This is a genomic window from Chromatiales bacterium 21-64-14 (assembly GCA_002255365.1).
Classification (GTDB): Bacteria; Pseudomonadota; Gammaproteobacteria; order 21-64-14; family 21-64-14; genus 21-64-14.
The window spans coordinates 12380-34819 of the sequence record NCBI01000004.1 but is presented as its reverse complement, the minus strand read 5'-3'; the positions used below and the strand labels follow the sequence as shown (position 1 = coordinate 34819).

22 protein-coding genes are annotated in these 22440 nt (G+C 65.4%); 11 read left to right on the top strand and 11 right to left on the bottom strand.

The features are described from left to right. Positions 1-168: 168 nt before the first annotated feature. The gene (locus tag B7Z66_03675) at positions 169-1113 is read right to left on the bottom strand and encodes a hypothetical protein (GenBank protein OYV77505.1); all 945 of its coding nucleotides are present in this window, start codon (positions 1111-1113) and stop codon (positions 169-171) included. A 246-nt stretch (positions 1114-1359) separates the two neighbouring features. On the opposite strand from B7Z66_03675, the gene B7Z66_03670 reads away from it, so the two are divergent. The 3 genes from B7Z66_03670 (at position 1360) to B7Z66_03660 (ending at position 3683) form a co-directional block, all read left to right on the top strand. Then, positions 1360-2019, top strand: coding sequence for a ribonuclease T (locus B7Z66_03670; protein OYV77504.1), 660 nt, complete (start codon positions 1360-1362; stop codon positions 2017-2019). A 73-nt stretch (positions 2020-2092) separates the two neighbouring features. Then, on the top strand, positions 2093-3040 hold the full coding sequence (locus B7Z66_03665; GenBank protein OYV77503.1) for a diguanylate cyclase response regulator: 948 nt from the start codon (positions 2093-2095) through the stop codon (positions 3038-3040). An 82-nt stretch (positions 3041-3122) separates the two neighbouring features. Continuing rightward, positions 3123-3683 (top strand): hypothetical protein, encoded by a 561-nt coding sequence (locus tag B7Z66_03660; protein OYV77502.1) that lies wholly within the window; start codon positions 3123-3125, stop codon positions 3681-3683. 104 nt (positions 3684-3787) lie between these two features. Here B7Z66_03660 and B7Z66_03655 read toward each other — a convergent pair whose 3' ends face one another. The 3 genes from B7Z66_03655 to B7Z66_03645 form a co-directional block, all read right to left on the bottom strand. Then, complete coding sequence (locus B7Z66_03655; protein ID OYV77638.1) at positions 3788-4123, bottom strand: monothiol glutaredoxin, Grx4 family; 336 nt, start codon at positions 4121-4123, stop codon at positions 3788-3790. A gap of 66 nt (positions 4124-4189) precedes the next feature. Then, positions 4190-6013, bottom strand: a complete 1824-nt coding sequence (locus B7Z66_03650) for an asparagine synthase (glutamine-hydrolyzing) (protein OYV77501.1) — start codon at positions 6011-6013, stop codon at positions 4190-4192. A 52-nt stretch (positions 6014-6065) separates the two neighbouring features. Continuing rightward, positions 6066-6353, bottom strand: a complete 288-nt coding sequence (locus B7Z66_03645; GenBank protein ID OYV77637.1) for a hypothetical protein — start codon at positions 6351-6353, stop codon at positions 6066-6068. 734 nt (positions 6354-7087) lie between these two features. Here B7Z66_03645 and B7Z66_03640 point away from each other — a divergent pair. The 6 genes from B7Z66_03640 (at position 7088) to B7Z66_03615 (ending at position 12818) form a co-directional block, all read left to right on the top strand. Further along, positions 7088-7606, top strand: coding sequence for a hypothetical protein (locus tag B7Z66_03640; GenBank protein OYV77636.1), 519 nt, complete (start codon positions 7088-7090; stop codon positions 7604-7606). A gap of 188 nt (positions 7607-7794) precedes the next feature. After that, complete coding sequence (locus tag B7Z66_03635) at positions 7795-8973, top strand: aspartate aminotransferase family protein (GenBank protein ID OYV77500.1); 1179 nt, start codon at positions 7795-7797, stop codon at positions 8971-8973. A 22-nt stretch (positions 8974-8995) separates the two neighbouring features. Beyond that, on the top strand, positions 8996-9904 hold the full coding sequence (locus B7Z66_03630; GenBank protein OYV77499.1) for an ornithine carbamoyltransferase: 909 nt from the start codon (positions 8996-8998) through the stop codon (positions 9902-9904). Beyond that, positions 9892-10707: a molybdate ABC transporter substrate-binding protein gene (locus B7Z66_03625; protein ID OYV77498.1), complete on the top strand. Its 816-nt coding sequence runs from the start codon at positions 9892-9894 to the stop codon at positions 10705-10707. The genes B7Z66_03630 and B7Z66_03625 overlap by 13 nt, the downstream gene beginning before the upstream one ends. Positions 10708-11058: 351 nt before the next feature. Further along, a complete protein-coding gene (locus B7Z66_03620; GenBank protein ID OYV77497.1) occupies positions 11059-11742 on the top strand; it encodes a molybdenum ABC transporter permease subunit in 684 nt (227 codons plus the stop codon). After that, a complete protein-coding gene (locus B7Z66_03615) occupies positions 11736-12818 on the top strand; it encodes a molybdenum ABC transporter ATP-binding protein (protein OYV77496.1) in 1083 nt (360 codons plus the stop codon). Before B7Z66_03620 ends, B7Z66_03615 begins: the two co-directional genes overlap by 7 nt. Positions 12819-12844: 26 nt before the next feature. On the opposite strand, the gene B7Z66_03610 is transcribed toward B7Z66_03615, so the two are convergent. The 7 genes from B7Z66_03610 to B7Z66_03580 all read right to left on the bottom strand — a co-directional run bounded on the left by B7Z66_03610 (position 12845) and on the right by B7Z66_03580 (position 19761). Then, positions 12845-13576 carry a phosphate transport system regulatory protein PhoU gene (locus tag B7Z66_03610; protein ID OYV77495.1) on the bottom strand — a complete coding sequence of 244 codons (732 nt, stop codon included), beginning with the start codon at positions 13574-13576 and terminating at the stop codon, positions 12845-12847. 56 nt (positions 13577-13632) lie between these two features. Beyond that, the gene (locus tag B7Z66_03605; GenBank protein ID OYV77635.1) at positions 13633-14517 is read right to left on the bottom strand and encodes a phosphate ABC transporter ATP-binding protein; all 885 of its coding nucleotides are present in this window, start codon (positions 14515-14517) and stop codon (positions 13633-13635) included. A 28-nt stretch (positions 14518-14545) separates the two neighbouring features. Continuing rightward, positions 14546-15388, bottom strand: coding sequence for a phosphate ABC transporter, permease protein PstA (locus tag B7Z66_03600; GenBank protein OYV77634.1), 843 nt, complete (start codon positions 15386-15388; stop codon positions 14546-14548). A 10-nt stretch (positions 15389-15398) separates the two neighbouring features. After that, positions 15399-16373, bottom strand: coding sequence for a phosphate ABC transporter permease subunit PstC (locus tag B7Z66_03595; protein ID OYV77494.1), 975 nt, complete (start codon positions 16371-16373; stop codon positions 15399-15401). Positions 16374-16496: 123 nt separating this feature from the next. Continuing rightward, positions 16497-17570: a phosphate ABC transporter substrate-binding protein PstS gene (locus B7Z66_03590; GenBank protein OYV77493.1), complete on the bottom strand. Its 1074-nt coding sequence runs from the start codon at positions 17568-17570 to the stop codon at positions 16497-16499. 194 nt (positions 17571-17764) lie between these two features. After that, positions 17765-19066, bottom strand: coding sequence for a PAS domain-containing sensor histidine kinase (locus B7Z66_03585; protein ID OYV77492.1), 1302 nt, complete (start codon positions 19064-19066; stop codon positions 17765-17767). Beyond that, positions 19063-19761 carry a phosphate regulon transcriptional regulatory protein PhoB gene (locus tag B7Z66_03580; GenBank protein OYV77633.1) on the bottom strand — a complete coding sequence of 233 codons (699 nt, stop codon included), beginning with the start codon at positions 19759-19761 and terminating at the stop codon, positions 19063-19065. Before B7Z66_03580 ends, B7Z66_03585 begins: the two co-directional genes overlap by 4 nt. 415 nt (positions 19762-20176) lie before the next feature. Between B7Z66_03580 and B7Z66_03575 the strand changes: the two genes are divergently transcribed. Both B7Z66_03575 and B7Z66_03570 read left to right on the top strand, forming a co-directional pair. Next, positions 20177-21430 (top strand): hypothetical protein, encoded by a 1254-nt coding sequence (locus tag B7Z66_03575; GenBank protein ID OYV77491.1) that lies wholly within the window; start codon positions 20177-20179, stop codon positions 21428-21430. A gap of 233 nt (positions 21431-21663) precedes the next feature. Further along, positions 21664-22335: a hypothetical protein gene (locus B7Z66_03570; GenBank protein ID OYV77490.1), complete on the top strand. Its 672-nt coding sequence runs from the start codon at positions 21664-21666 to the stop codon at positions 22333-22335. Positions 22336-22440: the final 105 nt, after the last annotated feature.

The window sequence follows — 22440 nt, the reverse complement described above, 5'->3', positions numbered from 1 at the left end:
CAGCCCGCCCGGGTTTAGTTCAACCACGGAACGCACGGAAGCGCAGAGTCGCGCCTTGGTGCGTAGGTTCTGTAACGTTCCGTGGCCATTTTTTACGCTACGGACCGAGAAGCAGGGCCGGCTGGTAGTTGCAGGCCCATCTGCTGAGCGCCGCAGGGATGCGCCGCGTCATTTTCCAAACCCACTCGTGTCCGCGAGCGGGCGCACGCTGCGGACCTGTGTCGCGGCGCCGCCAAGCGGCACCCGCGTTAGGGAGCAACCGCCGGCTTCCAGGCCCTGCAACACGCCGTTCGGTCCTGGGAGATTCAGGGCGGTAATGGCGGCGAACAAAGGACCCTGGTGAAACCGCTTCAGGAGGCGCCGCACCAAACGCCGGTTGTTGTGCTCCAGGATCTCCCGGAACGCCGCCGCGGCCTCCGGATCCTCACGAAAGGTGGGATAATCGGCTTGCAGCCGGTCCAGCGCCGGCAAGTCCCCCGCCAAGTAGGCGCCACGCAGCGTATCCAGGGCACGGAGCCCCGCGCCGTAGTGTTCCACCGTCGCCCGCACCAGGCGCGTCTGCAATGCGCGGGGCAGCCCGGCGAACAGCGCAATCTCTTCCGGGACCTGCTCGAGGGCCACCGTCGGCACCCCTGCTTCCGCCGCCCGCCAGTAGAGCAGCATCTCCTGGAACACGCCGGTGCTGGGGCGGGGCAGGCTCAAGGTGGCCACCACGGCCCACGGTTGCATCCGTGCCAACAGATCCGGCGTCACCCCGTAGCGGGACATGCGGCGTTGCGTCGCGGAGAATAAGCGGGCGCCGAGGATCGAATCGAGAGACCGGCCATCGGTAAAGTAACTCGCCGCCTGGAGCAGGGTGAGGCTAGCCTGATTGGGTACGACCTCCATGGCCAACCGGCCCGAGCGGCGCAGCGCCGGCAATACCGCCGACACCTGCTCCGTCACACGCGGATCCTCCGAGTGCAGGATAGCGAACACGAAACTGGGGCCAGCGGTACACCGACCCACCTCCCAGAGCAGCAGCGGACCGGGTCGCGCGGCGGCCGGCACGGGCACCCACAGGGCAAACACAAGCAGCAGGGCCCCGGGGACCCACGTCCGATAGGGAATCATTGATCCTGTCGCCACGACCGCGTGATGAATATCCCGAGAGGGGCCGGAGCCGCCCCGGCGCCCAGCCGCGCCACGCGACAGGTCTCCCGGGAGATCAAGGGCTTGTTGTCCGCCGCTCGAGCGGGCAGTCCGCGTAAGCAGTCCGCCCGTCGCGCCTGGCTTGCGGGCTTCGGTGGTCCCGCGCCGTCCAGGCTACCTACTGTAGCGTCGCAATCCACCGCGGCTTTAGCTATTCTCTGGCTGGCCATGACCGATGCCAACGCAATCCCCCCCATGGCCCTGCGGTTCCGGGGCTTCCTGCCGGTGGTGGTGGATGTGGAGACCGGGGGCTTCAACGCGGCCACCGATGCCCTGCTGGAAATCGCCGCGGTGACGCTGTACATGGATGCCGATCGGCGTCTGCACCGGCAGGAAACCCATGCCTGCCACGTCGCCCCCTTCCCTGGGGCCAATATGAACCCGGAATCCCTGGCGGTGAACGGGATCGATCCCTACCACCCGTTCCGAGGTGCGGTGCCGGAGCACGAGGCCTTGCAGCGGATCTTCCGTGCCGTCCGCCAAGCGGTGCGCGATGCCGGTTGCAGCCGCGCGATCCTCGTGGGCCACAATGCGTTCTTCGATCTGGGGTTCCTGAATGCGGCAGTGGCACGTTGCGGGATCAAGCGCAACCCGTTCCACCCGTTCAGCTCGTTCGACACGGTCACACTGGCCGGTCTCGCCTACCACCAGACGGTACTGGCACGGGCAGTGGAGGCTGCGGGCCTCGGATGGGACGCGACCGAGGCCCACTCGGCGATCTACGACGCGCAGAAGACCGCGGACCTGTTCTGCTCCGTGGTCAACCGCTGGGAGGATCTTCAGGAATCGCCCGGCGCGCGCATTCCGGTTCCCGTCCCGAACGGTTAAAATCCCGACGGCGCCGCCCCACCCGTCACCGCGGCGGACGACACCGACAAACACAACAACACGGGCCGCGACCATGCTCAAGGTTTCTGATCTGTCGATCATTGTAGTGGACGACATGGAGGTCAGTTGCCGGACGGTCCGCGCCGCGCTCAACCGATCCGGGTACCAGGACATCCGCATCGCCGGCGATGCCCGTCAGGTCCTCGCCATGCTGCAGGACCGCCGCGCGGACGTGGTGCTCGCCGATTGGATCATGCCGACCATGGACGGACTGGAACTCACGGACCACATCCGTCAGTTGGACGAGGAGACGAACCGCTACACCACGGTGATCCTGTTCACGGCGCAGGAGGGCGTGGATCCGCTGGTGCAGGCGTTCCAGCGCGGGGTCGACGACTATCTGACCAAACCCCTCAATGAGCGGGCGCTCGCCGCCCGGGTCCACGCGGCAGGGCGGATCGCCGGCCTGCAGAACGCATTGCTCGAGACCACCGCGGCCCTGACCCAGTTCAATCGGCAACTGGAGGAACTGGCCACCACCGATCCCCTCACCGGGCTCGGCAACCGGCGCTACCTGGAGACCCACCTGGACGCGCTACTCACCGAGACCGAGGCGCGCGGGGGAACCACCTGCTGCGTAATGATCGACCTGGACCATTTCAAGGCGACCAACGACCAATACGGACACGATGTGGGGGACGAGGTGTTGAAATCCTTCGCCACACGCCTGAAACGGACCGTACGCCCCACGGACATCGTCGTGCGCATGGGTGGCGAGGAATTCGCCGTGGTGATGCATTACCAGGATGCCCAATTAAACACCGGAATCTTCCAGCGGATCATCGAGTCCATCCGCCAGCGTCCGGTCACCACCTCCGCTGGCCCGGTACCGGTCACCGCCTCCATGGGGGTGTGCTGCTCGACCCGCGGCGCGCCGCTGGATCGCCGGGAGCTGCTCAAATGCGCCGATGACAAGCTCTATGCCGCCAAAAAAGCCGGGCGGGATCAGGTAGTGCACTGAACCCGCCCCCGGCTTCGAGACCGGGGACGGTGCTACACTGAACCGGGAGGGCGTAGGCACGCCCGGCCCAGGGGAAGCAGCCATGGCACAGTTGCCGGAAAAGACCGAGCAGATCCTGCAGGCCCACGCAGGGCTTATCCACCGCGTGGTGATCGCGGCCCAGAACCGGGACATGGTGCCGGACCTGGAACCGCTCCTCGAGCTCTCGGAACAGAACGGTTGGACGCGGCTGGTGGCAGTGATCCGCCGTATCCTGAAGGGACAGCGCGACACCACCCTGCTGCGGGACCTGGACGGCGAGGACCGCATCATCACCGAGGCAATTCTGCGCGGACTGCAAGACCCCACCACTCTGCCGGATCCCGAGACGGCCCCCGACCCGAGCCTGGCCGCGCCGGGATTCGCGGCCATGATCCATGCGGTGCGCCACGGAAACATGGAGGCCCTGCAGCTGCTCGCCAACATGGCCCAACAGATGCAGAAGATGGGTGGCGACATGGCGCGCCTGGCGGCGGTGCTGAACCCCCTGGCCCGCGGCGAGCAGGACCCGGAACGGCTCACTCAGGGAATGAGCCCAAAAGGGGAACAGCTGGTGCTGGCGATCCTGGAAGAACTCCGCCGGCTGCAGACCACCGCGCACTAACCGGCATGCCCTGTGGCCCGTGGCGCATGCCCCCTGGCCCAAAAACGGAAACGGCAGGGGGTTACGCCTCCTGCCGCCGTAGCTGTCTCGCCCTGGTGTAGCGATCAGGATGCCGCGGTCTTCTTCCCGGCGGCCTGCTGAACCATCGGCTGCAGTTCACCCTTCTGGTGCAGTTCCAACGTGATGTCACACCCGCCTACCAGCTTGCCATCCACATAGAGCTGCGGGAAGGTCGGCCAGTTGGCGAACTTGGGCAGGTTTTCGAAAACCTCCGGGTCTGCCAATACGTTGATGTACGCAAAATCCACGCCACAGGACTTCAGCGCCTGCGCGGTACGGCTGGAGAAGCCGCACTGGGGAAAATCCGGGGTCCCTTTCATGTACAGGATCACCGGGTTGCTCTCTACTTGTTCCTTGATGCGTGCGAGGGGGTCTGCCATTAGGGTCACCTGTATGCTGAGGTCGCGGTCCGGGGCGCGCACCAGACGGCGCACGCGTCATTAACGCTATAGTGTACTGAGTTGTCCCGGAGGAGAAAAGGCAGGGTTCATAGGGGTATGCCGGTCGCCCGGCATGGAGGCGTGGTCCACGTTGCGCTGCAGCCATAGCTCCAACAGCGCCAGGTGCCAGACCTTGCTCCCGAGGATCCGTGTCAGGTAACGCTCCGGCGCCGCCAGCAGCTGCTCCACGTAGGGGCGGCGAAACAATCCACGGCGCCGGCACGCCTGCGAATTCAGGATATCGGTCATAAACTCCAGGAACGGCCCGCGCACGTACTTCAGCGCAGGCACCGGAAAATAACCCTTCGGACGCCCGCGCGCCAACGCCTTCAGCGGATACTTTCCCCCGCCGCGCAACTTCAGTTCCGGTGGCATGCGCGCGGCCAGCTCCACCAGTTCGTGGTCGAGGAACGGAACCCGCGCCTCCAGACCCCAAGCCATGGTCATGTTGTCCACCCGTTTCACCGGGTCGTCCACGATCAGCGTGGTCACGTCCATGCGCAACACCCGGTCGAGAAAGGTATCGGCGCCCGGTGCAGCGAGCAAGGCGGCCACCTGCGCGGAAGTATAGTCCGGCCCGTGGTAGTCGGCGGTGACAGTGGCGCGAAATTCATCGTGATCCCGGTCAAAGTAACAGGCGCGGAACCGTTCGAGGTCGCTGCCGGGACTGGCCTCCATCTGCGGATACCAGAAATAGCCCCCGAACACCTCGTCCGCCCCCTGCCCGCTCTGCACCACCTTCACCTCCCGGGACACCTGCTCAGCAAGCAAGTAGAAGGCCACCGCGTCCTGGGCCACCATGGGTTCGGCCATTTGCTCCACCGCCTCCGGCAGCCGCTCCAGCACCTGGTCGTTGGGGATCCGGAACCGCCGGTGTTGGGTACCGTAACGGGCCGCCACCGCATCGGAGTATTCGAACTCGCTGCCGCGCTCCTCACCCACGTCCTCAAAACCAACGGAAAAGGTGTGCAGACGCCCGGTACCCGCCTCCGCCAGCAACGCCACCAGCAGGCTGGAATCGAGTCCGCCGGACAGCAAAACCCCCACCGGCACGTCCGCCGCCAGCCGGCGGCGCTGCACCGCCCGGCCGAGGGCCTCACCCGCCGCCGCGATCCATTCCTCCTCGGAGAGGGGCGGTGACGGGCGGCGCGCCTCCAGCCGCCAATAGGTTTGGTGCCACCATTGCCCGTCGGCCTCCACCGTAAGGGTAGTGGCCGGGGACAGCTTGCGCACCCCGGCAAGCAAGGTACGCGGCGCCGGCACCACTGCGTGCAGGGTCAGGTGATGATGCAAGGCCACTGCATCCAGCGTGGTGTCCACCCCGCCCGCGGCGAGCAGGGCCTGGGAGGTGGACGCAAAGCGCAGACGCCCGCGGTCCAGGGTGTAATAAAGGGGCTTGATGCCCAAACGGTCGCGGGCCAGGAACAGGCGTCGCGCCCGGGCATCCCACACCGCAAAGGCGAACATCCCGTGGAAGCGCTCCACGCATCGCTCACCCCACTCCCGGTAGGCCTTGAGGATCACCTCGCTGTCGCCGTCAGAGTAAAAACGATGGCCGCGTCCGGCCAGTTCCGCGCGCAGCTCCCGGTAGTTGTAGATGGTGCCGTTGAACACCAATACCAGGCCTAGATCCTGATCCACCAAAGGCTGATTGGAACGCGCCGACAGATCGATGATCGCCAAGCGGCGGTGGCCCAGGGCGAGCGGCCCGTCGAAATAGGCACCCGCGTGATCCGGCCCACGCCGCGCCAGGGCCGCGGTCATGCGCGCCAACGCCTGCGGTTCCGGCAGCGCCGCGTCGAACCGGAATTCACCGCAGATTCCGCACATGGATCCGAACCTGAAATCGGAACACAGAGGGTGGGCGCGACTGTGTCCGGGACTACTGCCCGGGCGCGACGCTCAGCTTGGAAACCACCTGCTTGACGCCCTTGGTGGCCTTGGCGATCGCGATGGCCCGGCCCAGCGCCTGCGTACTCGGCACCGTACCGTGGAGGGTCACGACGCCTTGGTAGGTATCCACGTCGATGTCCCGGCTCTTGATGTCGGGATCACGCAGATAGTGGGAATTGATGCGCGCCGTGATCGCCGTGTCGTCGCTGATCTGCCCGACGCTGCGTTGATCCTTGCCCACGTAGTACCCGCCACCGGCGGCACCCCCCACCACCAGCGCCACGCAACCGGAGGTAGCCACGGCGGCAAGCATCATCAAGCCTGCCATCCTGCCTGCGTTGAATCCGCTCATTAGGCGCTCCTGAGTCCCGGCGCGATGAGGTCCCGCCAGCAACCCGTGTCCGCGCGGCGGTGCGTAACCGCGCAACAGCCTATCACAGGGCGGGGTATGCCGGGCACGGACCCCAGAACGCGTGTCTCCAGCCACCGGATACCTGGCCCATACCGCCAACGGCGCTGCCCCGGCACAGATCAGCCGATCCCGCGCGGTTTGGCTACCAGATCCCGGACCGATGCCACCGACGCCACAGGGAGAATCGAACCGGACTTGGCCGTGGGTGGAGAACGCACCACGCTTGTGACCCCATCCCCATGGCCGCATGCTCCGCGGGCGAACCGGCGCAGGTCCATCGGGTCCGCGCCGACCCGTCGAAGGCATGCGGCGCACGTCCCCAGCGCGGGGTTCGGTGCGCGATTGCATTGGACGGGTCCGTCGCTTATGCTGAATTACCTATTAGAATACTAAAGAATTGCGCCGGTACCTATGCCGGCACCTAAAAAAAATTGCAAAGAACGCATTCCTGATGGAGGGCACCACCGATGAACCCACTGGATTCCATACTCGGTACCATTGTCTCCGGCCTGGTCCTGGCGGTGATATTGGTGTTCGTGATCAAGGCGATCGCCGGCGCCTGAGTGCCGGCTCGGATTCCAATTCATTCAGTTGGGGAGATAAAAACCATGGACTTTCTACCACTCGACCGTTGGCTCCATTTTATGGCCGGGATCACATGGATCGGGCTGCTGTACTATTTCAACTTCGTCCAGACCCCGGCGGTGGCCAAGGCCACCGCCGACAAGGACGGACCAGGACCCGCCGCCATCAGCAAATACATCGCGCCCCTCGCCTTGCTGTGGTTCCGTTGGGCCGCAGTGGTGACGTGGCTCTCGGGCGCCGCCTACCTGTGGAAGAACGGCCAACTGGGCGGCGCGTTCGCGCTCGGCGTCGGCCAGCACAACCTTTACCTGACCACTATCGGCACCGGCGCCTGGCTGGGCAGCATCATGCTGTTCAACGTGTGGGTACTGATCTGGCCCAACCAGAAGAAACTTCTGGGCATGGTCCCCGCCACCGACGCGGAGAAGGCGCGCGGCAAGCGAGTGGCGGCGCTGGCGTCGCGCACCAATACGATGCTCTCCATTCCCCTGTTGCTGTTCATGGGAGCGGCCGCCCACGGCCTGCCATTCTGAGCGGGACCGATTCGCGTCGTCGCTACGAAACCCGGCTCCCACGCCGGGTTTCGTCTTTCCCGGGCCCCGGGGTCCGCTCACAGTTTGCCGACCGGCCGCGTTCCGGCTAAAATCTTCTGTTTTCGCTGCTGCGGCGGGCCGGAGCCCGGTCCGCCGCAGACTTTACTTCCCGCGACCGGGTGCCGCACATGACTGATCCTCTGATGTCCACCTATTCCCGGCTGCCGGTGAGTTTCGAACGCGGCGCCGGCGCGACCCTGTGGGACCGCGACGGCCGGGCGTATCTGGACGCGGTGAGCGGCATCGCGGTGTGCGGTCTCGGCCACGCCCACCCGGCCGTGACCCGGGCCGTCTGTGAGCAGGCCGGCACGCTCGTCCACACCTCCAACCTGTACGGCATTCCCCGGCAGGCGGAATTGGCGACGGAGCTGACGCGCCTGTCCGGAATGGAAACGGCCTTCTTCTGCAACTCCGGCGCCGAGGCCAACGAGGCGGCCATCAAGCTCGCGCGCCTCTACGGGCATCAGCGCAACGTGGCGCAACCGGCAGTGGTGGTAGCGGAAGGCAGCTTCCATGGCCGCACTCTCGCGACCCTTGCCGCCACCGGCAACCGCAAGGTACAGGCTGGCTTCGAACCCCTGGTGCAGGGCTTCCTGCGGGTCCCCTACGACGATCTCGACGGGCTGCGCGCCATCGCCGCCAACAGCCCGAATGCCGTGGCGCTGCTCCTGGAACCGATCCAGGGCGAAGGCGGCGTGCGGGTTCCAAGCGACGACTACCTTCCGCGGGTGCGCGCACTGTGCGATGAATTCGGATGGCTGTTGATGCTGGACGAAGTGCAGACCGGCATCGGACGCACGGGCGCATGGTTCGGCTTCCAACACAGCGGCATCCAACCGGACGTGATCACCCTCGCCAAGGGTCTGGGCAACGGCGTGCCCATCGGCGCGTGTTTGGCGCGCGGGACCGCGGCGCATTTGTTCAGCCCGGGCAGTCACGCATCGACCTTCGGCGGTAACCCCTTGGCGTGCAGCGCGGCATTGGCGGTGCTGCGCACCATCGGCGAACAGGACCTGTTGACGCGGGCCCGAGAACTGGGGGACCGGATCCGCGCCGGCCTGCAACGCGGACTGTCACCCGCCGACGGCGTGCGGGCGATCCGTGGCCGCGGTCTGATGATCGGCATCGAGCTGGACCGTCCCTGCGGTGATCTCGTGCGCCGCGCCCTGGAACGCGGATTGCTCATCAACGTCACCACGGAACGGGTGATCCGCCTGCTGCCACCGCTGGTACTGACCGACGCCGAGGCGGACCGGATCGTGGCCGAGGTCGCGGGTCTGGTTCAAGCCTTCTGCGCCGCCGCCTGAATCGGCCCGGGAGGATCTGCCCATGGGCGTACGCCATTTTCTGACCCTGCTGGACTTCTCCCCGCAGGAACTGCGGGACCTGCTACACCGCGCGGTGCAACTAAAGGTCCAGCACGCCAGCGGCGAACTCTATGAACCCCTGAAGAACCGCGTGCTGGGCATGATCTTCGAGAAGTCATCCACCCGCACCCGGGTATCCTTCGAGGCGGCCATGACCCAGTTCGGCGGGCATGCGATCTTTCTGTCTCCCCGGGACAGCCAGCTCGGGCGCGGTGAACCGGTGGAGGACACCGCGCGGGTCCTCTCGCGCATGGTGGACTGCGTCATGATCCGCACCTACGAGCACGACAAGGTCCAGCGCTTCGCCGAGTATTCCGGCGTGCCGGTGATCAACGCGCTGACCGACCGCTTCCATCCCTGTCAGCTATTGGCCGATATGCAGACCTACCTGGAGCACCGCGGAGAGATCCACGGACGCACCGTGGCATGGATCGGCGACGGCAATAATATGTGCCACAGCTATCTCCACGCGGCGATGCAATTCGACTTCCACCTGCGGGTGGCGTGTCCGGAGGGCTTCGACCCCGACCCGGAGGTGCTCGCAGCGGCCGGCGATCGGGCCGAGCTGGTACGCGACCCACACACGGCGGCAGCGGGCGCGGACCTGGTGGTCACCGATGTCTGGGCCAGTATGGGCCAGGAAGAGGAGCACATGGCACGGGCGCGGGCCTTCGAGCCCTATCAGGTGACCCCCGAGGTGATGGCGCAAGCGCGCCCCGACGCAGTGTTCATGCACTGCCTACCGGCGCACCGCGGCGAAGAGGTGGCAGCAGAGGTGATTGACGGGCCCCAAAGCGTGGTATGGGACGAGGCGGAAAACCGCCTCCATTCCCAGAAGGCTCTGCTCGAAGCCCTGTTATGCGCCCCCTGAACCCCTGGCGGCGCGGGTTCCTGGTGCTGTCGGCCCTCGGCATCACGGCCGCGGTCCAAGCCCAGCCGGTGCAGGTGGCGGTGGCGGCCAACTTCATCGGCACCGCCCATGCGCTGGCGGCAGCCTACCAAGCCGCCGGCGGGGCACCGGTGCGCCTGAGCCTCGGTTCCACCGGCCAGCTCTACGCCCAAATCCGCAACGGTGCGCCCTTCGATGTGTTCCTATCCGCGGATGCACGACGCCCGCGCTTGCTGGAAGCCCAAGGCCTCGCCGTGGCAGGCAGCCGCTACACCTATGCACTGGGCCGGCTGGTACTCTGGAGCGCCGACCCGAAAGAGGTGGACCCCCACGGCCGGGTGTTGGCCCACGGGGCATTCCGGCATCTGGCCATCGCCGACCCTCGCACAGCACCCTATGGTGCCGCCGCCCGGCAGGTGCTGCGGCGCCTCGGCCTCTGGAAACGCCTCCAAGCCCGGCTGGTGCGCGGCGAGAATATCGTGCAGACCTTCCAGTTCGTGGCCAGCGGCGCGGCCTCCTTGGGCTTTGTCGCTGGATCCGAGCTGACACCCGCGCGCACCCGCCCAACGGGATCGAAGTGGGTAGTGCCCGCGGCGCTCTACCCGCCAATCCGCCAGCAAGCGGTCCTGCTGCGCCACGGCGCGCACCGGCGCGCACCGCGAGCGTTTCTCGCCTATCTCCAAAGCGACGCAGGGCGCGCGATTATCCTCCGCCACGGATACGGGTTACCCGACACCGCTGAGCGTCGCAGCACCACGGCGCGACCCGCACACCCGCTCCCCTGACCCGTCGCCGCCCGCCAGAGAAGTGCGAAACACGAGGCGGGAGTCCCCGGAGGGCGTAGGGTGCGGGCATATCGACGTAGTGGCGCAGCCGCGGAGGCGATACGCAAGCGCATCCGAAACGCCGTCGAGCCGTTGCGGGGGGCGTCGCGGAGGGCGTCCCAACGAGGAGGTCCGTGGCGGCGACGGACGCTGGGCGGCCAAGGCCCAAAAGCTGGTCGCATTGGCGAGTCGATTTTGGGAACGGGGAGGTCCCAAAATCTTCCACTACGATGAAGAGACCGAAAAGTTGAACTGATCTCCCGTCACCGCCATGGCGTTACGATAACCCGGACAAACTCCCGAGGAGTTCCCATGGCACTGGCCCTGCCCGATCTCGTCCCGGTATGGATCACCCTGCGCTTGGCGGGACTCGCCACGGTGATTCTGCTCCTGCTGGGCACCCCCCTCGCCTGGTGGTTGGCCCACACCCGCTCGCCGGTAAAGAGCGCCGTGGAGGCGGTAGTCGGCTTGCCCCTGGTGCTGCCCCCGACCGTGCTCGGGTTCTACCTACTCCTGGCCATGGGCCCCCATAGCCCGGTCGGCGCGGCCTGGATCCGCCTCACCGGGTCACCCCTGGTGTTCAGCTTTTCGGGACTGGTGGTGGGCTCCGTGCTCTACTCGCTGCCGTTCGTCGTGCAACCCCTGCAGAACGCCTTCGAAGGGCTCGGGCGGGGACCACTGGAGGCCGCCGCCACCCTGCGGGCGGGCCCCCTGGACCGGTTCGTCACGGTGGCGATGCCCCTCGCCCGGCGCGGCTTTCTCACCGCCGCAGTCCTGGGCTTTGCGCACACCGTGGGCGAATTCGGGGTAGTGCTGATGATCGGCGGCAACATCCCGGGACGCACCCAAGTGGTCTCCATCGCCATCTACGACCATGTGGAAGCCCTGGAGTACGCCCAGGCCCATGTACTGGCGGCCGGCATGGTGGCGTTCTCCTTTATGACCCTGCTCACCGTGTACTGGGCGAACCGGCGCTGGCAGGCACGCGGATGGTGAGCGACACGGAGATACGGATTGCGCTGACCCTGAACCGCGGCGGGTTCCCGCTCGAGGCGCGGTTCCAGTGTCCGGGCCGGGGCGTCACCGCGGTCTACGGACCCTCCGGCGCGGGCAAGAGCACCTTGCTGCGGGCGATCGCGGGGCTCGAGTCCGACGCGACGGGAACGGTGCACGTCAACGGCGCCCGTTGGCTGGAGAGCGACACCGGCCACTGCGTGCCCATCCACCGCCGGGATGTCGGCTTCGTATTCCAGGAGACCGCCCTATTCCCCCACCATACGGTGGCGGGCAATCTGCGCTACGGCTGGCACCGCACGCCCGCCGCCGCGCGTCGCGTCACGCCCTCCCAGGCGGCGGACTGGTTCGGCCTCGGACCCCTGCTCCAGCGCTATCCTCACCAACTCTCGGGCGGCGAACGCCAACGCGCCGCCATCGCCCGGTCCGTGCTCGCAGGCCCCGCGTTGCTGTTGATGGACGAGCCCCTGGCGGCCCTGGACCCGGCCGCCAAGACCCAGATCCTGGACTGCCTGGAACGCCTGCACACCGAACTCACCGTTCCGGTGCTATATGTGAGTCATTCCCTGGAAGAGGTGGCACGGCTCGCCCACCACTTGGTACTGATAGCGGCGGGACGGGTCTACGCGAACGGACCGCTCACCGAGCTGCTGGCGCGTCTGGACCTGCCCACCGCCCACGGGGATCAGGCGGGCGCGGTCCTGGAAGCCTCCGTGGCGGCCCACGACCAGCAGTATCGGTTGACGGAACTGACGTTCGCGGGCGGGCGCCTCACGATCGCCCAACAGGACCGGCCCCTGGGCCACCCGCTGCGGGTACGCATCCTGGCCCGGGACGTGAGCCTCGCACTGGAGGCCCCGCACCACACCAGCGTGCTGAATATCATTTCGTCGCGGGTAATGGAGTTGTCCCCGGAGCCGCCGGCCCAGGTGATGGTGCGGTTGGATGCCGGGGGTGCCGCGCTGCTCGCGCGGATCACCCGCAAGTCCGCCGATGCCCTCGGGCTGCGGCCAGGGCTAGCGGTGTACGCCCAGGTAAAGAGCGTCGCCCTGATGTAGACGCACACGCGCCTACCGCGCGCGCGTCAGGGCTCGTGGTGCTCGCGCGCTTCTTTCTCCATCTGCTCCAGACTGGTGTGGCGCACGTCCTTGCCGCGCACCAAATAGATGACGTACTCGCAGATGTTGCGCGCCCGGTCCCCGATGCGCTCCAGGGCACGCGCCGCCCACATGACATCCAACGCCACCGGGATCGAGCGCGGATCCTCCATCATGAAAGTGATGAGCTGGCGCATGATCGACTCGTACTCCTCGTCGATCCGCTGATCCTCGCGCCAAACATTGACCGCCGCCTCGGGGTCCGTGCGCGCAAACGCATCCAATGCCTCGTGCATCATCTTCTGCACCCGCCCGCCCATGTAACCCACTTGCGTAAAGTGTTTGCGCGCATTGGCGTTGCCGGCCTCCGCCAAGCGCAAGGCCATCCGGCCGATCCGCTCGGCCTCATCGCCAATGCGTTCCAGATCCGTGATAGTCTTGATGACCGCGATCACCAGGCGCAGATCGGTGGCGGTGGGCTGGCGCCGCGCGATGATGTGGGTGCATTCCTCGTCGATCGCCACCTCCATGGCATTGACCTTGTAGTCGCCCCGCAGCACCACCTCCGCGAGCTGGCTGTCGACATTCACCAGGGCGCGGAGCGCGTCGTCGATCTGCTGCTCGACCAGCCCGCCCATCGCCAATACCCGCTGACGGATGTCCTCGAGTTCCGCGTTGAACTGCTGGGAAATGTGATGACCGATCTCAAGCTTGTCCATGACTGCCATCCATTATCAAACGACACGGGCAAGGTGACGGGCGGGTGCGCGGCGGATCAACCGTAGCGCCCCGTGATGTAGTCTTCCGTCTCTTTCCGGACCGGGTTGGTGAAGATCATATCGGTCTGGCCAAACTCCACCAGACGACCCAAGTACATGAACGCGGTATAGTCGGACACCCGCGCCGCCTGCTGCATGTTGTGCGTAACGATTACAATCGTGTAATCGCTCTTCAACTCGTCGATCAGCTCCTCGATGTGCGCGGTGGAGATCGGGTCCAGGGCCGACGCGGGCTCATCGAGGAGCAGGACCTCAGGCCTGACCGCGATAGCCCGCGCGATGCACAAACGCTGCTGCTGACCGCCGGAGAGCTGTGTCCCGGTCTGCTTGAGTTTGTCCTTCACTTCGTTCCACAACGCCGCCTTGCGCAGCGCCCATTCCACCCGTTCACCCATCTCGGTGCGCGACAGGCGTTCGTACAACCGCACGCCGAACGCGATATTGTCATAGATCGACATGGGGAACGGGGTGGGCTTCTGGAACACCATCCCGACCTTGGCCCGCAACAGATTCAAATCCTGCCGCGGATCGAGCACATTATTGCCGTCCAGCAGGATCTCTCCGCTGGCACGCTGATCCGGATACAACTCGTAGATGCGGTTGAAGGCCCGCAGCAAGGTGGACTTGCCACAGCCCGAGGGGCCGATGAAGGCCGTAACCCGCTTCTCGGCGACCTGCAGATGTATCGACTCCAGCGCTTGGAACTTTCCGTAGTGAAAGTTCAGGTCCTGGACGCGGATCTTGATGTGCGCATCTGCCAACCCTTCCGGCGCCGGCTCCGGAATGGTCCGGCGCTCCTTCTCCACGCGCACATCACGCCGGGGTGGCGTCACGCCCGCGACGGGCGTCCCAGCGGGGTCCCCGACCGCGCGTTCATCCATTGGCAGGCTGCTGTCGGAGTTCATGGGTTCACTGTCCCGCCTTGCGTCCATGGAGCACCGCACGGGCGATGATATTCAGAACCAGGATCGTGAACGTGATCAGCAGTGCCCCGGCCCAAGCCAAATGCTGCCAGTCTTCATAGGGACTCATCGCGAACTGGAAGATCACCACCGGCAAATTCGCCATCGGTTGGTTCATGTTGGTGGTCCAGAACTGGTTGTTCAGCGCCGTGAACAGCAGCGGCGCGGTCTCGCCACTGATGCGCGCAACCGCCAGCAGGATGCCAGTCAGTATACCAGCGATGGAGGCCCGGTAGACGATCACCACCACCACCCGCCAGCGGGGCGCGCCGAGGGCGGCGGCGGCCTCCCGCAGGGTGTCGGGGACCAGACGCAGCATGTCCTCCGTGGTCCGCACTACCACCGGTACCACGATCAGGGCCAACGCCAGTGCTCCGGCCCAGCCCGAGAAGTGCCCCATGGTCACCACCGCCACCTCGTAGATAAAGACCCCGATGATGATGGACGGCGCGCTCAACAGGATATCATTGACGAAGCGGATCACCGGCACCATCCGCGACCGGCGCCCGAATTCCGACAGATAGGTCCCCGCCAGCACCCCAACCGGCGCGCCCACGGCCACGCCGGCACCGGTCAGCATCACGCTGCCGATGATGGCGTTCGCCAAACCGCCGGCGCTGCCGGGGGGCGGGGTGCTCTCGGTGAACAGGCTAGGGTGGATCCACTGCAACCCGTGGCTCACCAGGGTCCACAGCAGCCACGTCAGCCAAAACAGGCCGAACGCGGTGGTGAGCACTGAGGCCCCCAGGTTGAACACGTTTACCAGCCGTCTGCGGGTATAGATGTTCATCGCATCCCCATCAGGCGCGCCGGCCTTCACGGGCCGTGAGCCGGAACAGCAGGAGCTTGGCCAGGGCCAGTACCACGAAGGTGATCACGAACAGGATCAGGCCCACCGCCACCAGCGAGGACGAATACATCTTCCCATCGGCCTCGGTAAATTCGTTGGCAAGTATGGACGAGATCGTCGAACCGGGCATGAACAGGGACGGGCTGATCCGGTGGGCGTTGCCGATCACGAAAGTGACCGCCATGGTCTCGCCCAGGGCACGGCCCAGACCGAGCATGATGCCGCCGATGACGCCGACCTTGGTGTAAGGCAACACCACGTGGCGCACCACCTCCCAGGTGGTGGCGCCGACCCCGTAGGCGGACTCCTTGAGCATCGGGGGCACCACTTCAAAGACGTCACGCATTACCGAGGCGATGAACGGGATCACCATGATTCCGAGGATCAACCCGGCGGTGAACATCCCGATCCCCATGGGCGGGCCCTGGAACAACACGCCCACCAGCGGCCAGTCGCCGATATGGTCGGTGACCCACGGCTGGACGTGGTCGGCAAACAGAGGTGCGAACACGAACAGGCCCCACATTCCATAGATAATGCTCGGTATCGCCGCCAGCAGTTCGATGGCCGTACCCACCGGGCGCTTGAGCCAGGACGGGGCGAGCTCAGTGATGAACAACGCGATGCCGAAGCTCACCGGGATCGCCACCAGCATGGCGAGAAACGACGTCACCAGGGTGCCGAAGATCGGCACCAGCGCGCCGAAGCGCTCGGTGACCGGGTTCCACTGCGTGCTCACCAGAAAGCCGAACCCGAATTTGCGCAGCGCGGGCCCAGCGCCGATCAGGAGCGAGACCAGGATCGCGAACACCGACAGCATCACCAGAATGGCAAAGACGCGGGTGGTGCCGGCAAACACCCGATCGGCGAGCCGCCCGCGGCGTGGCGCGACGTTCAGTGCAGTATCGGTGCTTTGCCGATCCACGTCGGCCCCTTTGGGAAGTCTAACTGGACAGCGAAAAAATGACGGAGGAGCCATGGTACATGGCCCCTCCGTCCTGCGGCAACGCAATCCTGCTCCGGCACACAGGGCCAGAGCGGGGCCCGGTCAGTTCGCCCCGGCGCCGGTCCAGACCGGGTGGCCCTGCTCGCTCTTGATTTCCTTGGACCAGGTCTGCTCCACCATGCGCACCACGCTCGCAGGCATCGGCACATAGTCCAGGGACTCCGCCATCCGGGTGCCGTGATGGTAGGCCCAGTCGTAGAACTTCAGCACCTCGCGGGCCATTTCCGGCTTCGCCTGGGTCTTATAGACCAGGATGAAGCTCGCGCCGGTTATCGGCCAGCTGTCGGCGCCCGGCTGATCCGTCAGGATCAGATAGTAACCCGGGGCGTCCTTCCAATCCGCATTCGCGGCCGCCGACTGAAAAGTCTTGCTGCTCGGACTAACGTAATGACCTGCCTTGTTGCGCAACCGCACGTAGGCCATCTTGTTCTGCAGCGCATAAGCGTACTCCACGTAGCCGACGCCGCCTCTGATACGCCGCACGTAGGAGGCAACCCCTTCGTTGCCCTTGGCCCCTACGCCGGCGGGCCAGGACACCGCCTTGCCGAATCCAACCTTGGCCTTCCACGCCGCGCTGACCTTGGACAAATAGTTGGTGAAGATGAAGGTGGTGCCGGAACCGTCCGCCCGGTGCACCACGGTGATCGCCATGTCAGGTAATTTGACGCCCGCGTTGGCAGCCTGGATAGCCGGATCGTTCCAGCGTTTGATTTTACCGATGAAGATATCGGCGAGCACTTCGTTCGGGAGTTTGACCTCGCCCGGCCGCAAGCCTGGCAGGTTCACCACCGGCACCACGCCGCCCATGATCTGCGGCCACTGGAGCAGACCGTACTTCTCGAGTTCCTCCGGCTTCATGGGGGCATCGGACGCGCCGAAATCAACGGTGCGCGCCTTGATCTGCTTGATCCCGCCTCCCGAACCGATGGACTGGTAGTTCATGCGGATTCCGGTCTTGGCGCGGTATGCCTCCGCCCACTTGGAATACACCGGATACGGGAAGGTGGCCCCCGCGCCGGAGATCTCTGTGACCGTGCCGGCCGCGGCCGCCCCTGCGAACAAAAGTGCGCACAGCGCAACCACATGGACCAATCTCGGGTATAGGCGTCTCGACATGTCAGACTCCTTGGACAAACCGGCGTAAAACGGAATGCGGCAACCATGGGCCGCTGCAGGAATCCCGGACTTGCGGGATCATCAGAAGCAGCAGTCTACCCGCCCAATGTGACAGTGTTGTGACAGTGTAGGGCAGGACGTGAGGCGCACCGTCTTTGAGGAACTTTTGAGGAATGATCCACAACCAATTCAATTCACTTTGGAAGCGACGCTATTAACGTCACAGGGAAATCACATATGAAGGTAGCTCCGACACCGATCTCGCTCTCGACCCGAAGTACGGCACGGTGCCGGCTCAGGGCATGCTTGGCGATGGCGAGCCCCAGACCGGTACCGCCGGTGGCCCGGGAGCGCGCCTGATCCACGCGATAGAAGCGCTCGGTCAGCCGCGGAATATGCTGCGCCGGCACCCCGATCCCGTTGTCCTCCACCGCGAGGTGGGCACCATCGGCATCCGCGTACCAACGGATCTGGATGCGGCCGCGCTCCGGCGTGTACTGCACGGCGTTGAAGATGATATTGGCGAAAGCGCTGCGCAGGGCCTGTTCCTCGCCCCGCAACACCAGCTCCGGATCCGCCTCCAGCTCGATGGTGTGGCCACGTCCGCCGGAGAGTGCCCGCGCCTCGTCCCGGAGTTGGGCCAGCATGGCAGGAACCTGCACGACGCGAGCGTCCGCTCCGGGGGGCTCGGCCTCGAGCCGCGCCAACAGCAGCAGATCCTCCACGATGCGCTGCATGCGCGTCACCTGCTGATCCATGATGGTCACCGGTTCGCCCCAATCCGCCGGGATCTCGTCCCCGGCACCGCGCATGGTCTCCAGGTATCCCCGCACCACCGTCAGCGGCGTGCGCAATTCATGGGACACATTGGCCACGAAGTCGCGGCGCACTTGCTCCAGTTGGTGGATCCGCGTCATGTCCCGCGCGACCAGCAGCGACTGGTCAGCACCATAGGGAATGATCCGCAGCGCCAACCGCACCACGCCATCGGCCGGAGATGGGATCTCTACCGGCTCCGCGTACGCACCGCGCGCCAGATAGTCGATGAACACGGGATTGCGCACGAGATTCTGGATCCGCCGGTTGGCGTCCTGCGGCCATCGCAGGTTCAGTAAACGGTGCGCCGCGTCGTTGGCCCACTGGATGGTCTCATCCGCACCCAGCACTACGGTCGCATCCGGCAGCGTGCCCAGCACCTGCTCGAAACGTTCCAGGAACTGGGCCAATCGTCGCTTGCGCTTGCGGTTGCGCTGCTGCAGGCGGTAGAGGCCATGAAATACGTCGCCCCACACGCCGCTGGCATCCGGCGGGTGATAACGCCGGCCAACCCGCAGCCAACGCTCGAGACGGGATAGGTTGAACAGATGGGTCCCCAGGTATACCAGCGTTCCCAACCACAGAAACAACAGGATGTGGTGCGCCATCGCGCCCAGGATCAGCGCCGCGATGCCGATACCGGCGAGTTTCCAGATCTCACGCGTCCAGACGGCGATCAACTCTCTTCACCGCGCACGGAGAACCGGTACCCCGCGCCGCGCACGGTCTGGATGAACCGGTCGTAACCATGCTGCGACAGTGCCTTGCGCAGGCGCAGCACATGCACGTCCACCGTGCGCTCCTCCACCACCACGTGGGGACCCCACACCCGGTCCAACAACTGCCCACGGCTATGCACCCGCTCCGGATGAGTGATGAGAAACTGCAGCAGCCGAAACTCGGTACGTCCGAGCTTGACCTCCTCGCCCCGCAGGCTCACGCGGTGGGCCGCAGGGTCCAGCTCCAAACCCTGCACCTCCACCACCTCCTCGCCGCGGTGGGGCATCGCACGACGCAGCACCGCGCGGATGCGCGCCACCAGTTCCCGGGGTGAAAACGGCTTGACGATGTAATCGTCGGACCCGGTCTCCAGACCCCGCACCCGATCCTCCTCCTCGCCCTTGGCGGTCAGCATGATGACCGGGATATGCTGGGTGAGCATATCTTTCTTCAGCCGGCGTGCGAAATCGATTCCGCTCACCCCGGGCAGCATCCAGTCCAGCAGCACCAGGTCCGGAAGCCGCTCCACGATCCGGTCCTGCGCCCGCTCCGCATCGCAGGCCTCGTCCACCTCGTAGGCCGCGCGTACCAAGGCGAAGCGAACCATCTCGCGGATCGCGGGTTCGTCCTCAACGATGAGTATCCTGGCCGTCACCGGCACAGCCCCCCATTTTTTCGGGCCCTCTGGTGTCTCAAGGGCGCTCGCGGCTATGGTAATACAGCCGGCCCCTAAACCCCACACCGGAAGCACATCGCGCGCCAACGCTCGTTCGCATACATCCCGGGTAACAAAACCGAAACAATTCGTTCATGGAACCGTCACATTCCCATCACCGATCCGTAACACAGGATGCCCATCCTACGATCCAGCCGTCCGCCGGCCACTGCGGCCCTACCGGATCGACGAGGTCGACGATCCACTGGCCGTGTTCTTGCCACCGGGCGCAAATACCCAGACGACCGCTGACCAACGGACACGTGGAACGGGCCCAGACCCGCCGCGTATGACATTTGGGTCCCGAGGTGACGTCGACGACATCCAATCAGTTCTTCCGAAAGGAGCTTCTCGTATGCGTAGGCAGATCCTGACGGCGGCCACGCGGGCCGCGCTCGGCACCCCAAAAGTACAACGGCGTATTTGGATGGGAATCGCCACCCTACCGCTGGCACTGGCGCTGGGCACACCGGCGGCCTACGCGGACCCGACGACCGTGGAACTGGAACAGCAGAACGCCGCGATGCAGAACCAGCTTCAGCAGCTACAGCAGCAGATCCAGGACAACCGCAAGGCGATTGAAAAGGCCGGCTCGGGCACCAGCGCCACTAACAGCTATGTCAGCGATTTCGGGACGACCACGATCAGCGGGAAAATGTACGGCGATCTGACCTACAAGAACCTGACGGGCAACGGCAGCGAGATCCCGGACAGCGGGTTTGGCACAGACGTCAAACGCTTCTACTTCGGTGTCGGGCACCAGTTCAATGATATCTGGTCCGTGAATCTGACGACCGATTTCAACTACAGCAGCTCCGACAAGAACACCCAGGTCTTCATCAAGAAGGCCTATATACAGGCGAAGTTCTCGCCGCTCGCCACCGTGCGTTTGGGCTCCGCCGACATGCCCTGGATCCCCTACGACGAGGGCCTCTACGGCTTCCGCTACGTGGAGAACACCCTGATCGACCGTCTGGGCTTCGGCAATTCCGCGGACTGGGGCGCGCATTTGCTCGGCAAGGAAGGCATGTTCAACTACGCGTTCTCCGGCGTGAACGGTGGTGGCTACCACAACCCCCCGCGCAGCAAGAACGTTGACTTCGCAGGGCGGGTCGGCGTCAACCCGTTACCGGGGATGTCCCTCGCCGTAGGTGGTTACGTCGGCAAGCTTGCGCAAAACACAGCCGGGGCGACAACCTTTCACACCGCCAAGCGCCTCGACCTGATCGCCGCCTACGTCCAACCCACCTACCGGCTCGGCGTCGAATACTTCAAGGCGTATGACTGGAACACGGTGGCCAACCCCATGAGCGACCGCGCCTATGGGCTTTCGGCGTGGGGCTCGGTATCGCCGATGCGCCACATCACGCTGTTCGCGCGCTTCGACTACGCCAAGCCGAGCCAGGACCTGCAGCCGGGGCTGAAGGACTACTACTTCAACGTTGGCGTACAGGACGAGGTCTATAAGAACGTACTGCTCGCGCTGGCATTCAAGCACGAGAAACAGGACAACGGTTCCTGGAAGACCAGCAATACATCGTTCAACGCGGGTCAGTACAACCGCGTCAACTACAACGAAGTGGGACTCTGGACCCAGGTGAAATTCTGACCGGAACCCATCCGCGGCGCTAGCGCGGCTCCGACCGCGCGCCGCCGCGGCATTTTCCACTACCTCCTCGACTGACCCGCCATGACGGCGGGTCTTTTTTTGCCCCACCGCCCGCATTCTGGCACGCGCCGTCTCAATCACGTATCATCTGCCTTGCCGTCGGCGGCCCGACACTGCCGACGGACATCGGCCCCCGCCGTATCGGAAATTCAGCACGCACAGGCACGGGTAGCATGAGAAAAGCGTTTTTCCTGACGACACTGCTCCTTTTTTCCTCGGCGGTCCTCGCGGCCCAGACCGTCCAATACATCAGCGACCACCTGGAGTTGCCGATGCGCTCCGGGCAGAGTACCCAGAACCGTATCCTCCGGATGGTGCCGAGCGGCACCCCGGTGGACGTATTGCAAACCTCCACCAGCACGGGTTACAGCCAGATTCGCACCCGCGACGGCACCCAGGGGTGGGTATTGACCCGGTTTCTGATGCAGACCCCCAGCGCCCGGGACCAACTGACGGCGGCGGAACAGAAGCTGGCCAAACTCGAGATCGAGAACGCGCAGATCAAGAAACAGGCCGCGGATCTGGGTGGCAAGGCGGGTACCCAGGGGCGCAAGCTCGCGCAGCTTGAGCAGGACAAGCAAGACTTAGCCGCAGAGCTCAACCACATCAAGCAGACGGCGGCCAACGCCCTGGCCATCGACAGCGAGAACCGCGACCTCAAGGCCCGCAGCCTCACCCAAGCGCGGGAATTGCAGGCCCTGCGGCAGGAAGCCGACCTCCTGAAGGACCGTAGCCAACGGGACTGGTTCCTGGCCGGTGCAGGCGTGCTCGGGGGCGGGATCCTGCTCGGGCTGATCCTGCCCCGGGTCCGATTGCGGCGCAAGGGCGGCTGGAACGCGTTCTAGCGACCCTGCGAACACCCAGCCGTCCCAAACCCGCCCGGTGCGGCCCGCGGCCCGCACCGACGTGCCGGCACCCGTCCCGATACGGCTTGCGCCTGCGCTCCCAGC